18 protein-coding genes and 1 pseudogene are annotated in these 16,875 nt (G+C 70.1%); 7 read left to right on the top strand and 12 right to left on the bottom strand.

The features are described from left to right. Positions 1-2 precede the first annotated feature (2 nt). Together BST11_RS28530 and BST11_RS28525 are read left to right on the top strand one after the other, a co-directional pair. Positions 3-1,517 (top strand): annotated as a pseudogene (locus BST11_RS28530) (long-chain-fatty-acid--CoA ligase); the annotation flags it as partial. Further along, complete coding sequence (locus tag BST11_RS28525; protein ID WP_067321848.1) at positions 1,512-3,146, top strand: AMP-binding protein; 1,635 nt, start codon at positions 1,512-1,514, stop codon at positions 3,144-3,146. The pseudogene BST11_RS28530 and the gene BST11_RS28525, both read left to right, overlap by 6 nt. Before the next feature lies 1 nt (position 3,147). Here BST11_RS28525 and tpx read toward each other — a convergent pair whose 3' ends face one another. Beyond that, on the bottom strand, positions 3,148-3,645 hold the full coding sequence (gene tpx / locus BST11_RS11780) for a thiol peroxidase (RefSeq protein WP_083138153.1): 498 nt from the start codon (positions 3,643-3,645) through the stop codon (positions 3,148-3,150). A gap of 110 nt (positions 3,646-3,755) precedes the next feature. On the opposite strand from tpx, the gene BST11_RS11775 reads away from it, so the two are divergent. Together BST11_RS11775 and BST11_RS11770 are read left to right on the top strand one after the other, a co-directional pair. Further along, the gene (locus BST11_RS11775; RefSeq protein ID WP_083138203.1) at positions 3,756-4,706 is read left to right on the top strand and encodes a GlxA family transcriptional regulator; all 951 of its coding nucleotides are present in this window, start codon (positions 3,756-3,758) and stop codon (positions 4,704-4,706) included. Positions 4,707-4,725: 19 nt separating this feature from the next. Further along, positions 4,726-5,469: a DJ-1/PfpI family protein gene (locus BST11_RS11770; protein WP_083138152.1), complete on the top strand. Its 744-nt coding sequence runs from the start codon at positions 4,726-4,728 to the stop codon at positions 5,467-5,469. Positions 5,470-5,544: 75 nt separating this feature from the next. Here BST11_RS11770 and BST11_RS11765 read toward each other — a convergent pair whose 3' ends face one another. Then, positions 5,545-6,021 (bottom strand): nuclear transport factor 2 family protein, encoded by a 477-nt coding sequence (locus tag BST11_RS11765; protein WP_083138151.1) that lies wholly within the window; start codon positions 6,019-6,021, stop codon positions 5,545-5,547. A gap of 118 nt (positions 6,022-6,139) precedes the next feature. Here BST11_RS11765 and BST11_RS11760 point away from each other — a divergent pair, with 118 nt between their 5' ends. Continuing rightward, positions 6,140-6,529, top strand: a complete 390-nt coding sequence (locus BST11_RS11760) for a DUF805 domain-containing protein (RefSeq protein WP_083138150.1) — start codon at positions 6,140-6,142, stop codon at positions 6,527-6,529. Between the two features lie 128 nt (positions 6,530-6,657). Continuing rightward, a complete protein-coding gene (locus BST11_RS11755; RefSeq protein ID WP_083138149.1) occupies positions 6,658-7,425 on the top strand; it encodes an SDR family oxidoreductase in 768 nt (255 codons plus the stop codon). On the opposite strand, the gene BST11_RS11750 is transcribed toward BST11_RS11755, so the two are convergent. The 8 genes from BST11_RS11750 to BST11_RS11715 all read right to left on the bottom strand — a co-directional run bounded on the left by BST11_RS11750 (position 7,422) and on the right by BST11_RS11715 (position 14,605). Beyond that, positions 7,422-8,129: a YqjF family protein gene (locus BST11_RS11750; RefSeq protein ID WP_083138148.1), complete on the bottom strand. Its 708-nt coding sequence runs from the start codon at positions 8,127-8,129 to the stop codon at positions 7,422-7,424. The genes BST11_RS11755 and BST11_RS11750 overlap by 4 nt on opposite strands. Positions 8,130-8,133: 4 nt before the next feature. Further along, positions 8,134-8,808 (bottom strand): hypothetical protein, encoded by a 675-nt coding sequence (locus tag BST11_RS11745; RefSeq protein WP_083138147.1) that lies wholly within the window; start codon positions 8,806-8,808, stop codon positions 8,134-8,136. An 18-nt stretch (positions 8,809-8,826) separates the two neighbouring features. Further along, positions 8,827-10,665 carry a fatty acyl-AMP ligase gene (locus BST11_RS11740; RefSeq protein ID WP_083138146.1) on the bottom strand — a complete coding sequence of 613 codons (1,839 nt, stop codon included), beginning with the start codon at positions 10,663-10,665 and terminating at the stop codon, positions 8,827-8,829. Between the two features lie 82 nt (positions 10,666-10,747). After that, a complete protein-coding gene (locus BST11_RS11735; RefSeq protein WP_083138145.1) occupies positions 10,748-11,302 on the bottom strand; it encodes a TIGR03086 family metal-binding protein in 555 nt (184 codons plus the stop codon). Further along, complete coding sequence (locus BST11_RS11730; RefSeq protein WP_083138144.1) at positions 11,295-12,278, bottom strand: sigma-70 family RNA polymerase sigma factor; 984 nt, start codon at positions 12,276-12,278, stop codon at positions 11,295-11,297. The genes BST11_RS11735 and BST11_RS11730 overlap by 8 nt, the downstream gene beginning before the upstream one ends. A 12-nt stretch (positions 12,279-12,290) precedes the next feature. Continuing rightward, positions 12,291-13,046, bottom strand: a complete 756-nt coding sequence (locus tag BST11_RS11725; RefSeq protein ID WP_083138202.1) for a DUF899 domain-containing protein — start codon at positions 13,044-13,046, stop codon at positions 12,291-12,293. 32 nt (positions 13,047-13,078) lie between these two features. Continuing rightward, the gene (locus BST11_RS11720) at positions 13,079-13,840 is read right to left on the bottom strand and encodes an SDR family oxidoreductase (RefSeq protein ID WP_067321725.1); all 762 of its coding nucleotides are present in this window, start codon (positions 13,838-13,840) and stop codon (positions 13,079-13,081) included. A 21-nt stretch (positions 13,841-13,861) separates the two neighbouring features. Then, positions 13,862-14,605 carry an SDR family NAD(P)-dependent oxidoreductase gene (locus tag BST11_RS11715; RefSeq protein WP_244897620.1) on the bottom strand — a complete coding sequence of 248 codons (744 nt, stop codon included), beginning with the start codon at positions 14,603-14,605 and terminating at the stop codon, positions 13,862-13,864. Positions 14,606-14,743: 138 nt separating this feature from the next. Here BST11_RS11715 and BST11_RS11710 point away from each other — a divergent pair, with 138 nt between their 5' ends. Next, on the top strand, positions 14,744-15,205 hold the full coding sequence (locus tag BST11_RS11710; protein WP_083138142.1) for an SRPBCC family protein: 462 nt from the start codon (positions 14,744-14,746) through the stop codon (positions 15,203-15,205). An 85-nt stretch (positions 15,206-15,290) separates the two neighbouring features. On the opposite strand, the gene BST11_RS11705 is transcribed toward BST11_RS11710, so the two are convergent. Together BST11_RS11705 and BST11_RS11700 are read right to left on the bottom strand one after the other, a co-directional pair. Beyond that, positions 15,291-15,536 carry a hypothetical protein gene (locus tag BST11_RS11705; RefSeq protein WP_083138141.1) on the bottom strand — a complete coding sequence of 82 codons (246 nt, stop codon included), beginning with the start codon at positions 15,534-15,536 and terminating at the stop codon, positions 15,291-15,293. Positions 15,537-15,598: 62 nt separating this feature from the next. Then, complete coding sequence (locus BST11_RS11700; RefSeq protein WP_083138140.1) at positions 15,599-16,762, bottom strand: LLM class flavin-dependent oxidoreductase; 1,164 nt, start codon at positions 16,760-16,762, stop codon at positions 15,599-15,601. Between the last annotated feature and the right edge of the window lie 113 nt (positions 16,763-16,875).

Here is a 16,875-nt window from a genome sequence, read left to right as displayed (position 1 = left end):
CGATGCGGACCCTGGCCGGTACCGGCATAACCCTGAGCGACATCCTCGCGCGGCACGCCCAGGTCCGGCCGCACGAGGTCGCGTTCGTCGATCCGCACCGCCGGTGCACCTTCGCCGAGATGAACGACAACGTCACCCGAACGGCCAATGCCCTGTCGGCGAGCGGCGTGGGCCGGGGCGATCGGGTCGCCGTCGTGGGGCTGAACAGCCTGGCGCTCATCGAGGCCTGGCTCGCCACGCTGCGCCTGGGCGCCATCGCGGTGCCCGTCAATTTCCGCCTCGTCCCCGACGAGATCGCGTACCTGCTCGCCGACAGCGGCGCGGTCACCGTCGTCGTCGACCAAGCGTGCGCCTCCGCCGTGGCGCGGGCGTGCACCACCGTGGCATCGGTGCGCGCCGTGCTGACGATCGGCGGCGACCTCGACGAAACCGCCGCCGCCGCGGGCGATCTCGCGATCGACACCGCGGTCGACGATGACGCACCCGCATTCATCATGTACACCTCGGGGACGACGGGCCGCCCGAAGGGCGCGGTGATCACCCACCGCAACCTGTACCTGCACGCCGTGAGCGTGATCGGCACGCTCGGCCCCCGCGATGACGACGATTGCTGGATGGCGCTCGCGCCGCTGTTCCACACCGCCGGCGTGTCCGGGATGCTGCCGGCGTTCCTCACCGGTGGCCGGGTCGTCGTTTCGCCCTCGCGCGGGTTCGATGCCGAGTCCACCGTCGCCACGATCGTCCGCGAACGGGTCACCTCGTGTTGGATGACGCCGGCCCAGTGGCAGCTGGTCTGCGCCCTGCCCGGCCTTCGCTCCCGGGACCTCGGCGGGCTGCGCCGCGTCTGGTGGGGCGCGGCGCCCGCGTCGGAAACCCTGTTGCGCAACATGATCGACGCATTCCCCGGGGCCGAGATCATCGCGGCGTTCGGACAGACCGAGTGCAGCCCCATAACCTGTCTGCTGCGGGGTGAGGACGCCGTCCGCAAGATCGGTTCGGTGGGCACCCCCATGCTCAACGTCGACGTACGCATCGTCGACGACGAGATGCGCGACGTCCCGCACGGGGAGGTGGGCGAGATCGTGTATCTCGGGCCGTTGATCATGCGGGAGTACTGGAACAAGCCCGAGGAGACCGCGGAGGCCTTCCGTGGCGGTTGGTTTCATTCCGGCGACCTGGTGCGGCAAGACCGCGACGGCTACATCTACGTCGTCGACCGGAAGAAGGATCTGATCATCTCCGGTGGCGAGAACATCTACAGCGCCGAAGTGGAGAACGTCCTGGCGGCCCACCCGAAGGTGGCGGAGGCGTCGGTCATCGGGGTGCCCGACCCGCGCTGGGGCGAGACGCCGTTGGCACTGCTGGTGCCGCGGGACCCCGCCGCCCCGCCGACCGATGCCGAAATCGAGTCGCACTGCCGGGCACACCTGGCCGCCTACAAGCGGCCTCGGCTGGTGGTCGTGGTGGATCGATTGCCGCGCAACGCCAATGGGAAGGTGCAGAAGGATCTCCTGCGCCGCAAGTACCGCGGCGTCGGGTCCTACGATGCGGGTCCGGTCGACACGCCGCTGCTGGACGAGACCATCGGGGCGAACTTCGCCCGCGCCGCGTCCGCGCACCCGGAGACCGAGGCGCTGGTCGATGTCGCCAGCGGCCGGCGCTGGACGTACACGCAACTGGACGCCGAAACCGACCGCCTGGCACGAGCGTTGATGGCCAGCGGCATCCAGCGCGGTGACCGGGTCGGCGTCTGGTCACCCAACTGCGCGGAGTGGATGATCCTCCAATACGCCACGGCGAAGATCGGCGCCGTCCTCGTCCCGATCAACCCCGCTTACCGCAGCGACGAGTTGTCCTACGTGCTGCGGCATTCGGGCGCCCGGCTGCTGGTGTCCGCGACGTCGTTCAAGTCTTCGGACTATCCCAGCCTGATCGGCCGGGTGCGGTGCGAGGTTCCCGGGCTGGCCGAAGTCGTTTTCGTGGGGACCGCCGATTGGGACGGGCTGCTGAGGCGCGCCGACGCCGTGTCCGAAGAACAGCTGCGGTCCCGGATGGCGACACTTCGGCCGTCGGACCCGATCAACATCCAGTACACCTCGGGCACCACCGGCTCGCCCAAAGCCGCCACCCTGTCGCACCGCAACATCGTCAACAACGGCTTCTTCGCCACCGAGCTCATCGGGCTGCGGGCGGGCGACCGGCTCTGCGTCCCGGTGCCCTTCTACCACTGCTTCGGCATGGTGATGGGCAGCCTCGGCTGTACCACCCACGGCGCCACGACGGTGATTCCGGCGCCGGGCTTCGACCCGGACGCGACGCTGGCGGCCATCGAATCCGAGCGTTGCACCGGCCTGTACGGCGTGCCGACCATGTTCATCGCGTTGCTCGGCCACCCCCACCTGGCCCGACGTGACGTGTCGTCGCTGCGCACCGGGATCATGGCCGGCGCCCCATGCCCGGTCGAGGTCATGAAGCGCTGCGTCGACGAGCTGAACATGCGCGAGATCGCGATCGCCTACGGCATGACCGAGACCTCCCCCGTGTCATGTCAGACGTTGATCGACGACGACCTGCACCGCCGCACCGCCACGGTGGGACGGGCGCATCCGCACGTCGAGATCAAGATCGTCGACCCGGACACCGGGGAGATGGTCAAGCGCGGCCGGCCCGGTGAGCTGTGCACCCGCGGCTACTCGGTGATGCTGGGCTATTGGCGCGACGACGACAAGACCCGCGCGGTCATCGACGACGAGGGCTGGATGCACACCGGTGATCTGGCGGCCATGCAGGACGACGGGTACTGCGTGATCGTCGGCCGCATCAAAGACATGGTCATCCGCGGCGGGGAAAACGTGTACCCACGCGAGATCGAGGGCGTCATCCACGCCCATCCCGACGTCGAGGACGTGCACGTGATCGGCGTTCCCGACGACACGTACGGCGAGGAGCTGTGCGCGTGGATCAAGGTGCGGCCCAACCGTCCACCCCTGGACGCCCGCGCCGTGCGGGCGTTCTGCGCCGGGAAGCTCGCGCACTACAAGATCCCGCGCTATGTCCACATCGTCGACGAGTTCCCGATGACGGCGAACGGTAAGGTCCGCAAGGCGGACATGCGGACGGAGTCGGTGCGGCTGCTGGGGCTGTGACCTAGCCGCCCACCGCGGCCAGCGCCGCGTCGTAGTTGGGCTCCTGCGCGATCTCGGGCACCAGCTCGGTGTAGGCGACGTTGCCGTCGGCGCCGATCACGACGACGGCGCGCGCCAGCAGCCCCGCCATCGGGCCGTCGGCGATGGTGACGCCGTAGTCCTCGCCGAAGCTGTCGCGGAACGCCGAGCCCGTCTTGACGTTCTCGATGCCCTCGGCGCCGCAAAAGCGCGCCTGCGCGAACGGCAGGTCGTTCGACACGCACAGCACGGACGCGCCGCCGGACGCCGCGCGCTCGTTGAACGTCCGCACGCTGGCCGCGCACACCGGCGTGTCGATGGACGGAAAGATGTTCAGCACGACGGGCTTACCGCTGAACTGGTCGCTGCTCACCGCGCCCAGGTCCGCGCCGGTCAGGGTGAAGGCCGGGGCCGGGGACCCGACGGCCGGAAGCTCGCCGACGGTGTTGATCGGGTTTCCACGCAAGGTTATCTGTGCCATGGCCACAGTCTGCCAAGGCCCGTGCAGCCGCCGCGGACCAGGTCGGCATGTCCTAATTGGTGGGGTACATGGCGTAGACGCCATGGCCGGGCGTGGCGAACACTGAGTCCATGGTTCGCAAGGTGGTGATCGTCGGCTTTCCCGGCGTGCAGGCGCTCGACGTGGTGGGACCCCACGACGTGTTCAGCGGCGCCTCGCTGCTGACCGGCGGCGGATACGACGTGGTGCTGGCCTCGGCGGGCGGCCGGCCGGTCACCACGCCCACCGGGCTGGCCTTCGTGACCGCGGCGCTGCCCGACCCGACCGAGCGCCTCGACACCGTCGTGCTGCCCGGCGGCGGCGGTGTCGAGGACGCGCGGTCGGATCCCGAGCTGGTGGACTGGATCAAGAGGGTCACCGGCAGCGCGCGCCGCGTCGTCAGCGTCTGCACCGGCGCGTTCCTGGCCGCCGAGGCGGGGCTGCTCGACGGCCTGCGGGTCACCACGCACTGGGCATTCGCCGGACGGCTGGCCCGCGAGTTCCCCGCCGTCGAGGTCGATCCGGACCCGATCTTCGTCCGCAGCTCGGACACGGTCTGGACGGCCGCGGGCGTCACCGCGGGGATCGACCTCGCGCTCTCGCTGGTCGAGGACGACCACGGCACCGAGGTGGCGCAGACGGTGGCCCGCTGGCTCGTCCTGTACCTGCGCCGCCCCGGTGGGCAGACGCAGTTCGCGGCGCCGGTGTGGATGCCGCGCGCCAAGCGCGCGCCCATCCGCCGGGTGCAGGAGGCCATCGAGGCCGAGCCGGGCGGGCCGCACAGCGTCGAGGGCCTGGCCCGCCGCGCGGCGATGAGCCCGCGCCATTTCACGCGGGTGTTCACCGACGAGATCGGCGAGGCGCCCGGCCATTACGTCGAACGCATCCGCACCGAGGCCGCGCGCCGCCAGCTGGAGGAGACCGACGACACCGTCGTCGCGATCGCCGCCCGGTGCGGGTTCGGCACCGCGGAAACCATGCGGCGCAACTTCGTTCGGCGCATGGGCATCTCACCGGATCAGTACCGCAAGGCTTTCGCCTGATTGAGAAAGGACACCCCCGATGACCCAGATCGCGTTCGTCGCCTACCCCGGATTCACCGCGCTGGACATGATCGGCCCCTACGAGGTGCTGCGCAACCTGCCCGGCGCCGACGTCCGGTTCGTGTGGCACGAAACCGGGCCGATCACCGCCGATTCCGGTGTGCTGGTGATCGGCGCCACCCACTCGCTGGCCGAAACCCCTTCCCCCGACGTGATTTTGGTTCCGGGCGGGCCGTCGACGCCGGTGCACGCGCGGGACGAGGCGCTGCTGGAGTGGCTGCGCCGCGCGCACCGCACCGCGAGGTGGACCACGTCGGTGTGTTCGGGCTCGGTGATCTTGGCGGCCGCCGGCCTGCTCGAGGGCCGGCGCGCGACGTCGCACTGGGTGACCCTTTCCGCGCTGAAGGCGTTCGGCGTCACCCCGGTCGCCGACGAGCGGATCGTGCACCAGGACGACGTCGTCACCAGCGCGGGCGTGTCCGCCGGGCTGGACCTCGCGCTGTGGCTGGCCGGGCAGATCGCCGGCGAAAACCGCGCCAAGGCAATCCAGCTCGCGATCGAATACGACCCACAGCCACCGTTCGACTCCGGCCACATGTCCAAGGCGTCGCCCGGCACGAAGGCGGCCGCCACCGCGCTGCTCTCCCGCGACGCCGTCAAGCCGGCCAACATCAAGGCGGCAACCATGCTGGCGTGGCAGCAGGCGCTGGCGGCGGTCCGGTCGCGAGGCCGGAATCGCCTCAGCCCGACGGGCGCGCGCTAACCGCAACGGCGAGTGTGCAATCCGCGACGCGACACGCCGATGACGCGTCGCGGATCGCACACTCGGAGCGGAGGGTTATCTCTGGGGCTGCAGGATTTCGTCGGACTCCAGCTTCCCGCCGGCCCGCAGCCACGCGGCCACGACACCGGGGGCGTCGCGGTTGGGGTTGTAGATGTCCTCCTCGCTGGAGAACAGTCCGTCGCCGGCGTAGACGAGGCGGGTCCAGTTGGGGAACCAGAACGGTTCGCCGTTGGGGTCGGTCGGGTGGTCGAGCAGGTTCCTGATCATGACGACGACGGCGTCGTTGTCGTCGTCGTAGGCGATCCAGTCGCTCGGAAACCGCATGTGCGGGAACGGCGCCATCACCGCGACGATCCAGTCCCGCACCGCCTCGCGGCCGTGGAAGACGCCGTAGTGGTGCTCGGTGTAGACGACGTCCTCGGTGAAGAGGTCCGCGAAGGGTCGCCAGTCACCCGAGGAGCTGCACCCCTCGACGACGGCGGTGTAGTTTTCGACGGCTCGCTCGATTTCGGCCCTGCTGAATTTGCCCATGGGCCACACCCTAGAACGTGTTTCGGTCGGCGCCTGGTGAATCCGCCGGTAAAAATATGCACCGCAGGTCGGGCATTGCGGTGGTACGATTTTTCTTCCATCGGCGGCGGGAGATGAGATGGGCTTCGGGCAAGCGATTTCGGCCGGATTCGCCAAATACTTCAACTTCAGCGATCGATCCTGCAGATCCGAATACTGGTATTGGGTCCTCTTCACCACCCTCGTCGCCATCGCCGGAAACGTCGGCAACGTGATGCTGCACACGCGGGCCGTCAACATCATTCTGTCGCTCCCCTTCATCATTCCCAGCTGGGCGATCGCCGTTCGCCGCCTGCACGATATCGACCGCACGGGTTGGTGGGTTCTGATCAGCTTGGTCCCCATCATCGGCGCCATCGTTCTCATCATTTTTTTCGTCAACAGGGGCACCGACGGACCGAACCGGTTCGGCGCAGATCCCTTGGCCGCGGAGCCATCCCCGAATCAGCAATTCGGCGCCCCGGCTTAGGTGACGACGGGAGGCGACGGCTTCCCGCGGGCAGCGCCCCGCCGAGCGTGAAGTCAGCCCCACATTCGCGCGCAGCGTGAAGCCGACTTCACGTCGGGAGAAAAGGCCGGGCTGAACGGAGTCATCGGATGAGTGTTTTGGACCTGTTCGATCTGCGCGGCAAGCGGGCGCTGGTGACCGGGGCGTCCAGCGGCATCGGCAAGGAGGTGGCGCGGGCGTACCTGGAAGCCGGCGCCCAAGTGGCCATCGCCGCACGGCATTCCGAGGCTCTGGAGGCCGTCGCCGGCGAACTCGCCGGGGCCGGCGGGCGGGTTGTGCCCGTGCGGTGCGACGTGACGCGCCCCGACCAGGTCGACGCGATGCTGGACCGGGTCACCGCGGAGCTGGGCGGCGTGGACGTCGCGGTCTGCAACGCCGGGATCATCTCGGCCGCACCGATGCTCGAGATGCCGCCCGAGGAATTCCAGCGTGTCCAGGACACCAACGTGACGGGCGTGTTCCTCACCGCCCGGGCCGCGGCGCGGGCGATGGTCCGGCAGGGCCGCGGCGGCGCCATCATCAACACCGCCTCGATGTCCGGGCACATCATCAACGTTCCGCAGCAGGTCGGGCACTACTGCACGTCCAAGGCCGCGGTCATCCACCTCACCAAGGCCATGGCCGTCGAGTTCGCGCCGCACGGCATCCGGGTCAACAGCGTCAGCCCCGGCTACATTCGCACCGAGCTCGTCGAGCCCCTGGCGGAGTACCACGCCGCGTGGGAGCCGAAGGTGCCGCTGGGCCGCCTGGGCCGGCCCGACGAGCTCACCGGTCTGTATCTGTATCTGGCCAGCGCGGCGTCGAGCTACATGACCGGTTCCGACCTCGTCGTTGACGGCGGCTACTCCTGCCCCTAGATGAGGTGGGCGCGACCGAAACGCGTTCGCAGCCCGGGGGAAAACAGCGCGCGCAGGCGCTCCCCGGCGGGCCGCACCGCGGCGGCGCCCACCAACTCGTCGCTCAGTTCGACGATCTCGGCCGCGCGCAGGGGCCACGGCTGGTGCTCGATCGGCACCCACCAGGTCCGGCCGGCCCTGCGGGTGTGGGCCCCCCAGCGGGCGGTCAGCCAGTCCTCCAAGGGTGTCGGTTCGACGGCGCCGCCGACGGCGACGGTGACCCGGCTGCGCAGGCCGCGCCGGGGCCAGCGGCGGACGGCCTCGTAGGTGATGCGGTCGCCGCGCCGCGTCACCCGCATCCGCGACCAGGTATAGGGGACGCCGAGGCCGATCCGGATGGCGGCCACGGCGGCCAGGCGGGCCGTCTCCGCCGACCGGAACACGATGCCGTGCCGCCCGGCGTCGTCGACGGTGTAGAGCCGGACGTTGGTCTCGGCGAAACTGCCGAAGTACGGCAGCGGCAGTGCGGTGCCGACCCGGGTGCTCGTCAGCGTGAACGGGATCAGCCCCACGTAGGTCATCCCGTCGGCGAAGACGTCGGGGCGGGTCCCGGGCGGGCACAGGCCCTCGACGCCGTCGGGCCGGACCGGCCAATGGATGAAGGTCAGGTCGGCCCAGCGCTGTTCGAAGGTGACCCGACCGGGAAGCGGTGGCGCGGCCGTCATTCGGTCATTCTTCCAGCTGACCCGCGATCCCCCGCTCGATGCCGGCCTGCGTCGTGGACGGCAACACGATGAGGCCGTCGAGCTCCTTGCGGGCCAGATCGAAGGCCTGTTGGCGTTCCTGCGGCGCCGCGGCGGCGTCCGACGCCACCCGCAACAGGCTCTGGGCGCGCCCGATCCGCTGCTGATCTGTCCGCGAGAAGTCGCCGCGGCGCCGGCGCGTCGCCTCGGCCTCGGCGACGTTGAACGCGGTCACGTAGTCCTCGACCGCGGACTGGTACCGCGCCGCGGCCTCCCGGTCGTCGAGGAGCTCCTCGGCCTTGACGGGGCGCAGGAAGTCGGCCCGGAGCTTGGCCTTGTGGAACGCGACCGTGAGGGGGTCGCGCATGTCGGTCATCAGCGGGAAATCAAGCAGCTTGGCGACGTCGAGTTCGTAGGAGAGCCATCGCGCGTCGACGCGACGGTGCTCGTCGATCACGCGACGCAGCGAACGCCATTGGGCCGCTTGGTTATCGGCGCCGCGATCCGTGGGTTCGGCGTGCTCGCCCGCCGGGTCGAAGGCTTCCCGCGGCCGATCGGCGCGGCGCTTGTTGGCCGTGAACGTCTTCACCGCGGCGACGGCCACGCCCGCCAGCGGCAGGATCACGATCAGCAGCTCCGCCAACCGGATGAGCAATCCCACACGGCCAGGATGCCACGGCTAATGCACGCCCAATGTGCCGTCGAGGTATTCGGCGCGGCAGGCCAGGCGGGCCAGCTTGCCGCTGGTGGTGCGCGGAATGGCGCCGGCGGGCAGGAAACGCACGTCGGAGACCGTCACGCCGTGCCGGCGCGAGACCGCGTTCTGGATCGCCTCGATCGCCGGCCCCGGGTCGTCGCGGCTGGTGCCGGCGGCGCGTTCGGCGACGATCACCAGCCGCGGCTCGCCGCCGGCGACCGGCGCGGAGAACGCCGTCACGTATCCGCGGCGCACCATCGGCGAGGCTTCCGCCGCGGTGGCCTCGATGTCGTGGGGGTAGTGGTTGCGGCCGGCGATGGTGACCAGGTCGGCGATGCGGCCCGTGACGTAGAGCTCGCCGTCGAGGAACACGCCGAGGTCCCCGGTGCGCAGCCAGCTTCGCCCGGCCGTGGCGCCCTCGGCGCGGCTGTCCTGCGGTAACCGCGAGCGCAGCCGGGCGCCGAACGCCCGCCGGGTCTCGTCGGGCAGCCCCCAATACCCGCGGCCCACGTTGTCGCCCTGCAGCCAGATCTCGCCGACCGCGCCGTCGGGCAGTTCGGCTCCGGAGTCGGGGTCGACGATCACCGCCCACAGGCTGCGCGCCACCCGGCCGCACGACACCTGCGCCACGGCGTCGGGGTCACCCGCGGGGACGGGCACCGCGCGACCGGCGCTCAGCTGATCGCGGTCGAGATAGACGACCGACGCCTCGGCCGACGGGTCGATGGTCGCGATCAGCAATGTGGCCTCGGCGATGCCGTACGACGGCTTGAACGCGGTGCGCGGCAATCCATACGGCGCGAACGCCTTGTTGAAGGTCGTGATCGCATCGATGCTGACCGGCTCGGAACCGATGATCATCACCACGTTGCGCAGGTCGACGTCGTCACCGGGGCCGGGCAGGCCGCGCTGCGCCGTCCACTCGTAGGCGAAGTTCGGCGCGGCGGTCACCACCCGGCCCTGCCGCGATCCGGCGGACAGGGCCTGGATCCAGCGCAGCGGCCTGCGGACGAAGGCGGCGGGCGACATCAGGGTGGAGTGCCCGCCGTACACCGCGGGAAAGCCGATCATCGACAGGCCCATGTCGTGGTAGAGCGGTAACCAGCTGACGCCGTGGGTGTTTCGGTCCAGCAGGTCGATCGAGAGGATCATCTGCACAAGGTTGGTGCCGACCGCCCGGTGGGTGATCTCCACGCCGACGGGCGGGCGCGTCGAGCCCGAGGTGTACTGCAGGTGCGACACGCGGTCGATGTCCAGCTCGACGGGGACGAACAGCTCCCCCGCCTTATCGGGTATCTCGTCGATGACGATCAGGTGGGGCCGGCGCAGTTCGGGCAGGCCGGCCAGGAAGTTCTCGACGGCGTCTTTCGCCGCCCCCGTCGTGAGGACCGCCGCGGGTTGGGAGTCGCGCAGCGCGGTCTCCAGCCGTTCGGCGTGACCCGGCAGCTCGGGCGCGAACAACGGCACCGCGATGGTCCCGGCCTTGATCGCCGCGTAGAAGCCGGCGACGTAGTCGATGCCCTGCGGCGCCAGGATCGCCACCCGGTCACCGTCGCCGGCGACCTGCTGCACCCGCGCGCCGATGGCCTGCAGCCGCACCCCGAATCGGGCCCAGGTCACCTCGACGGCGTGTCCCTCGGAGCGGGCGTAGTCCAGGTAGCGGTACGCCACGGCGTCACCGACATTGGCGACGTTGCGCTCGATGAGGGAGATCAGGGTGGTGCCCGGGGGCAGGGCGATGCCGCCGTCGGCGTCCAGGCAGTCCTCTATCAGTAGCAAGCCTTTTGGAGCCGCGGCGCTGTCTGGGGAACCGCAATCCATATGCGCAGTCTAGGTGCCGGGCGGGTCCGGCCCGGGTTCCCCGGGGCGGCGGCGCCGGCGCCCACGCGAACGCCGCGCGCGCCTACCGGCGGCCCGGTCGCCGGCCGAACAGCGCCAGGAGCTGGTCACTTGGGGTCGCGGTCGCCGGCGATGGCAGTGGTTCGGCGAACACGTGGCCGGCCAGCCCCGCTTCGGCCAGCGGTGGTGAAATGCACAACAGCGACGACGCGACGTCCGGCGAGATGGGGCGGTCGACCCGGCACGCTTGGGCGATGTCCCACGCGTGCAGCACCATCTCCAGGGCCCCGACGGAGACGACGATGCCGGACGGGAGCGACCGGCCCGCGACCTCGCACCGGCGGCCCGGCGCGCTGGCGGCGAGCAGGAAGTCCACGGTCCCGCTTCGCACCGCGGCCACCGGATCGGCGCCGCTCCGGGGCCCGGACGGCGGGTCGACGCCGCGCAGCACGTCGGTGACGTCCGTCAACGATGTGCTGACATGCCGCAGCAGGCGGCGCAGATCCCAGCCCGCGCACGGCGTCGGCGCCGCGAGGTCGGCACGGCGAACCAGCACCAGGCTGCCGAACAGGTACCGGGTCGCCTCGCCCAGGACGTAGCGCTCGTCGGGGTCAGGCACGGTCCGTGAACGTCTCCGGAAGCCCGAACGACGCGACCAGGGCCGCCTCGTTGAAGGCGACGATGCGCGAGATGCGACCGCCGGCCAGCGACAGCACGTCCAGCCCGTGGGCCTGGAAGGACTCGTCCGGCCCTCGCCGGTACATCGCGAACGCCGGAGCGCCGTTGGCCCGGGTGTGCACCAGCCGCCATTGGTCGGGGGTATGCAGCACGACCCGGGCCAAAAATCCGCAGACGGCGTCGCGGCCAGTGAACCACGTTGGGATGGGCGGCATTTCGAGCTCCACGTCGGCGCGCAGCAGCTCCGCCAGTTGGTCGACGTCGGCGCGCTCGAAGGCCGACATGTAGCGGTCGAGCACGTCGCGCGCCCGGGCTTCGGCCGGTTCGCCGAGTTGGTCCAGCGTCGGGGCGGCCTCGGTCAGTCGTGCACGGGCGCGTTGCAGGGCGCTGTTGACGGCCGCGGTGGACGTTTCCAGGATCTCGGCGACTTCGCCGGCCTGCCAGCCCAGTACGTCGCGCAGCACCAGGACCGCCCGTTGCAGCGACGACAAATGCTGCAGGGCGGCGACGAACGCCAGGCGGACGCTGCTGCGAACCGACACGACCACCGCCGGGTCGTCGGTGGCGCCGTACAGCAGGCTGTCCGGGGCGGGCTGCAGCCATGGGATGTCGGATCGCGCCGGGGCCAGCGTGGCTTCCGCGTTGCCGGCCGCGGCGCTCAGCCCGGAGGGCATGGGGCGCCGATTGCGTGCCTGCACCGAGTTCAGGTAGGTGTTGGTCGCAATCTTGTAGAGCCACAACCGTACCGAGGATCGGCCCTCGAACTTCGCGTAGGACTGCCAGGCCCGCAGGTAGGTGTCCTGCACGAGGTCCTCGGACTCGTCGACCGAGCCCAGCATGCGATAGCAGTACGCCCGCAGCTCGGGCCGATACCGCTCGGCGACGTCGGCGAAGTCGTCACCGCTGGCGACCGGCATGAGCCCAGCCTTTCACGATTCGCGGCGCGGCGGTCGGGGGTCGTTGGGGCTGCGCTCCCCCGGCTCGGGGTCCTCCCACCATTGCGCCGGCTGCGCGTCGGCCTCCGGGCCATAGGCGTCGTGCCAGTTCCACCACGCGTACGCGGGTGTCTGCGGGTAGCCCTCCGGGGAGTCTTCCCAATCCTTTTGCCGGCCAAGGGCTGTCATGTCCAGGTAGCTCCAGGTGGTGCCGAGCGCCTCGTCGCCGCGGCTGTTGATGAAGTAGGTGCGGAACACCCGGTCGCCGTCGCGGATGAACGCGTTGGTGCCGTGCCACTCGTCGACGCCGAAGTCGCGGTCGAAGTCGTCGGTGATCGTGTACCAGGGCATCCGCCAGCCCATGCGGTCCTTGACCCGCGCGATGTCGGGCTGGGCGGCGCGCGAGGCGAACACCAGGGTGGTGTCGCGGGCGTTCAGGTGGGCCAGGTTGCCGACGTGATCGGCGATCATCGAGCAGCCGCGGCACGCGTGGTCGGGCCAGCCGTCCACCCCGGGTTCCAGGAATGCCCGGTAGACGACCAGCTGACGCCTGCCCTGAAACAGGTCCGGCAGGCTCACCGCGCCGCCGGGCCCGTCGAAGCGGTACGCCTTGTCGACCGCCAGCCACGGCATGCGGCGGCGCTTCGCGGCCAGGGCGTCGCGCGCCCGGAACAACTCCTTTTCCTCGATCAGCAGCCGCTGGCGGGCGGCCTCCCATTCCTGGGCCGAGACGATCGGGGGCGTCGGCATGGTCATGTCAAACCTTTCTGTTGTGGTCTCGATCAGGCGATCTTTTGCAGACCCGAGGCGGTCAGCAGGTAGGCCGGCGCGATGCCGGCGCCGTCGGACCCGGCCAGTTCCACGACGGCCGCGCCGGCCGCCTCCGGGGTGAGCGGTTGGCCGAGCTGCTTGACGTAGTCCTCCTCGGACATGCCGTCGCGGGCGGCGTACGCGCGCACGGCGGGCCGGCCGAGTTCGGTCAGCGGGGTGATTCGGGGCATCAGGGCGGTGAACGTGATGCCCAGGTCGGCGCGGTCCGCCTCCTGTTGGGCGTATCCGGTGATGAAGCGTTGGGTGGCCTTGGCGCCGGCGTACCCGCCGCTGAGCGGCGATCCCGCGAGGGCGGCACCGCTGCTGACCACCACCACCCTGCTGCCGGGCCGCAGCGGCTTGAGCAGGGCCTCGCGCAGCCAGTGAAAGGCGATGCGCACGTCGGCGTTCCAGTTGGCCGAGAACGACTCCCAGGTGTGGTGCTGCAGGGGACGCATCAGCGGGCTGGCACCGGCCACCAGAACCAGGATTTGCGGATCGTATTGGTCCACAAGGCTGCCCGGCACCGACGGGTCGGCCGCGTCCGCGACGACGGCGTGCACGCCGCCGGCGCCGCTTCGCGGATCGGGGAACGTGGTGGCGCCGCGGGACACGGCGATCACCGAGGCGCCTGCGCCGGACGCGGCGGTCGCGATGCCGCGGCCCAGGCCGCGGCTGGCGCCCACGACGAGCGCGGTCTTTCCCTTGAGGCTGAACGTCTTTGGCGTGTACATGGTGTCCTCCTGGTGATGGTGTCAGGCGTGCGCGGTCACCGGCGGTGCCGTCGCGAGCATCCGGGCGTACTGGCGTTCCAGCTCGCTGGCGGGGCTGCTGGGCCAGCGGTGAGCGATGGACCGGGACACCGGATCGGGGAAGATGTCCTGTTCGTCGCTCTGCAATGCGTCGAAGACGGCCGCCGCCACGGACTGCGGAGTCGCCTTCGGTATGTCGAGGCCTCGGGTCATGTCGGTGTCCACCGGGCCGGTGAAGACCGCGTGAACGCGCACCCCTCGCGGTGCCAGGATGGCGCGCAGCGATTGGGTGAGGTTGAACGCGGCCGCCTTGGAGACCGAGTACGCGGGAATCAGCGGCAATGGCGCCAATGCGTTCACGGACAGGTTGTTGATCACCGCTCCGCGGGAACGGATCAGCGCCGGCAGGAACGCGCGTGTCACCGCGTAGGTGCCGAAAAGGTTGACGGCAAGGTGCCGTTCCAGCAGCGCGGGATCGCTCAGATCGTCGTAGAGCGCGATGCCCGCGTTGTTGATGAGCAGGTCGAGCGATTCGACTTGCGCGGCGGCGTCGCGGATCTGCGCCGCGCTCGTCACGTCGAGCGGCACCGGGACAACCCGCGCGTCCGAGGGCGTGAAGGCCGCCCGGGTGCCGGCGTATACCCGCCGCGCCCCCCTGCGCACGGCCTCCTGCACGAAGGCCCGGCCGATGCCGCGATTGGCGCCGGTCACAAAGACCGTTTTGCCGGCGGCCGTGTCCCTTGCCATTCCCATGACTGAGCCCTCTCTTTCAACGAAAAGCCCCCGCAGCGGGTGCGGGGGCTCGAGTGTGGTCGACCTACAGATGGTCGACCTACATATAGAGACAAGTTTCGTTGCCAAAACTCATCGCGGTAGGGTACGCGCGTGTCCGGTCGCGAGTTCTCGTTCGAAATCAACCGCACCAGCAGCGCGGACGCGGCGACGTTGTTCCGGCTGGTGGCCGACGGTGGCAACTGGTCGAAGTGGGCCAAGCCGATCGTTCTGCAGTCGAGCTGGGCGCGCCAGGGGGATCCGGCGCCGGGCGGCGTCGGGGCCGTCCGCAGGATCGGCATGTGGCCCGTGCTGGTCCAGGAGGAAACCACCGCCTACGAGCAGGACCGCCGCCACGCCTACAAGCTGGTCGGTCCCGCGAGCCCCGCCAAGGACTACGTCGGGGAGGTGATCCTCACCCCGAATCCGGCGGGCGGCACCGACATTCGCTGGACCGGCTCGTTCGTCGAAGGGGTGCGCGGAACGGGTCCGCTGATGCGAGCGGCGATGGGCGGGGCGGTCCGGTTCTTCGCGGGCCGGCTGGTCAAAGCCGCCGAGCGCGGGTCTGACGCGTGAGATCGGCCTTGGCGCCCAAGGCCTTTGAAAACATCCAGAGACGCGTAACGGCCGCATCCCGCGGCCGCCACGCCTGGAGACAAGACTAGGGGTTGTCGGCCTGCTGCTCGTCCAGCTGAGCCTGCTGCATGCCCTGTTCGAATTGCTGCTCGGCCTGCTGCATGGACTGCTCCATCTGCTGCAGCGCCTGCTGCTGCTGGAGCTGAGCCTGGTCATCGGAGCCGTCGTCGCCGGCCGCCGATCCCGAACCGAGCGCGAGCATTGCGAAGGCAGCGGCCGCGGCGACGGCCAGCCGCAGCGTGTGCGATCGGTGGGCGGGGGCCGTGCTCATGCCTCATGTATGCGCCCCGCGGCTAGCCGCGGGCTGAGAAGCGGCTATCGGCCGGATATGAGCTAGTTCGACCCGATCTCGTCCTGATACTTCTTGGTCATGTGCTCGACCGCCTGCAGCTGGCTTTGGGCGAGGCCCTCGCGCACCTGGCCGGCGCGGGCGGCGGCGTCCAGCGTCGGCTGCGCCTGGCCCTGGAAATGCGGGATCACCTCGGCGGCAAACAGTTCGGCCGACCGCTTGGTGGCCGCGGGATTGGCCCACTCGTGGCCCATCTGCAAAAAGCAGCCGAACCCGCCGGATTGATCCCAGAGCCGCTGCACCTGCGCGCGCGCCCGCTCCGGCGTGCCAATCACGCCCGCCCCGCTCTCGTTGATGACGTCGATCATCTCGTCGAGCTGCTCACCCGGCATGGTCATCTGGGGGAAGGCGGCCACCTTCTGGAAGTAGTTGAACCACGACTCGATGCCGAATTTCACGTCGGCGCGGGCCTGTTCGTCGGTCTCGGCGATGTGCATCGGCCCGACCAGGCTCCAGTTCCGGCGGTCGACCCGGGTGCCGAAGACCGCGGCGCGCTCTTCGACGATGCCCCAGTGATACGACAGCGCGTCGAAGCCCTCGACCGTCAGCGTCGCCCCGATGGAGAGCAGGCCGATGCCGTGCTTGCCGGCCAGGCGGGCACCGGTCGGCGAGGCGACCGCGGCGACCGCCAGGGGGATGCCGCCCTCGGAGTACGGGGCGAGTTGCAGCTTGGCGTCGAACAGCTGGTGCGTGGCGGTCTTGGCGCTCACGGTCTCCCCCGCCAGCAACCGAACGACGATGTCGAGGTTGGTCTCCAGCAGTTCGCGCGTGTCGGTGGGGTTGAGACCGATCATCGACGAATCCGTGGGCAACGAGCCCGGTCCCATCCCGCCGATCACGCGACCGTGGGTGAGGTGATCCAGCAGCATCAGCCGGTCGGCGACCCACAGTGGGTTGTGGTACGCCAGCGAGATGACCCCGGTGCCGAACCGGATCCGCTTGGCGCGTTCGGCGGCCGCGGCGATGAAGATTTCCGGCGAGCTGATGATCTCGCTGCCCGCGGAGTGGTGCTCGCCCAGCCATACCTCGTCGAAGCCGACGGCGTCGAGATGCTGGATGAACTCGAGATCGCGCTGCAGGGCGAGCGTCGGGTTAGTGCCCGCCCGATGGAACGGGGCGATGAAATATCCAAACCTGAGCCTGGCCATGCGGATCCCCTTGCAGTCGAGTTGCGGAGAACGATAACTCAACGCGCCCGCCGCCGGGCAAAAGGGAACGCCGCGGGCAGTGCTCAGCCGGCGGGGCCAGTTGCGCACGGCCC

The sequence above is a fragment of the Mycobacterium alsense genome (assembly GCF_002086635.1).
Taxonomy (GTDB): domain Bacteria; phylum Actinomycetota; class Actinomycetes; order Mycobacteriales; family Mycobacteriaceae; genus Mycobacterium; species Mycobacterium alsense.
The sequence above is the reverse complement of the archived record's forward strand: the minus strand, read 5'-3'. Positions and strand labels throughout refer to the sequence as shown.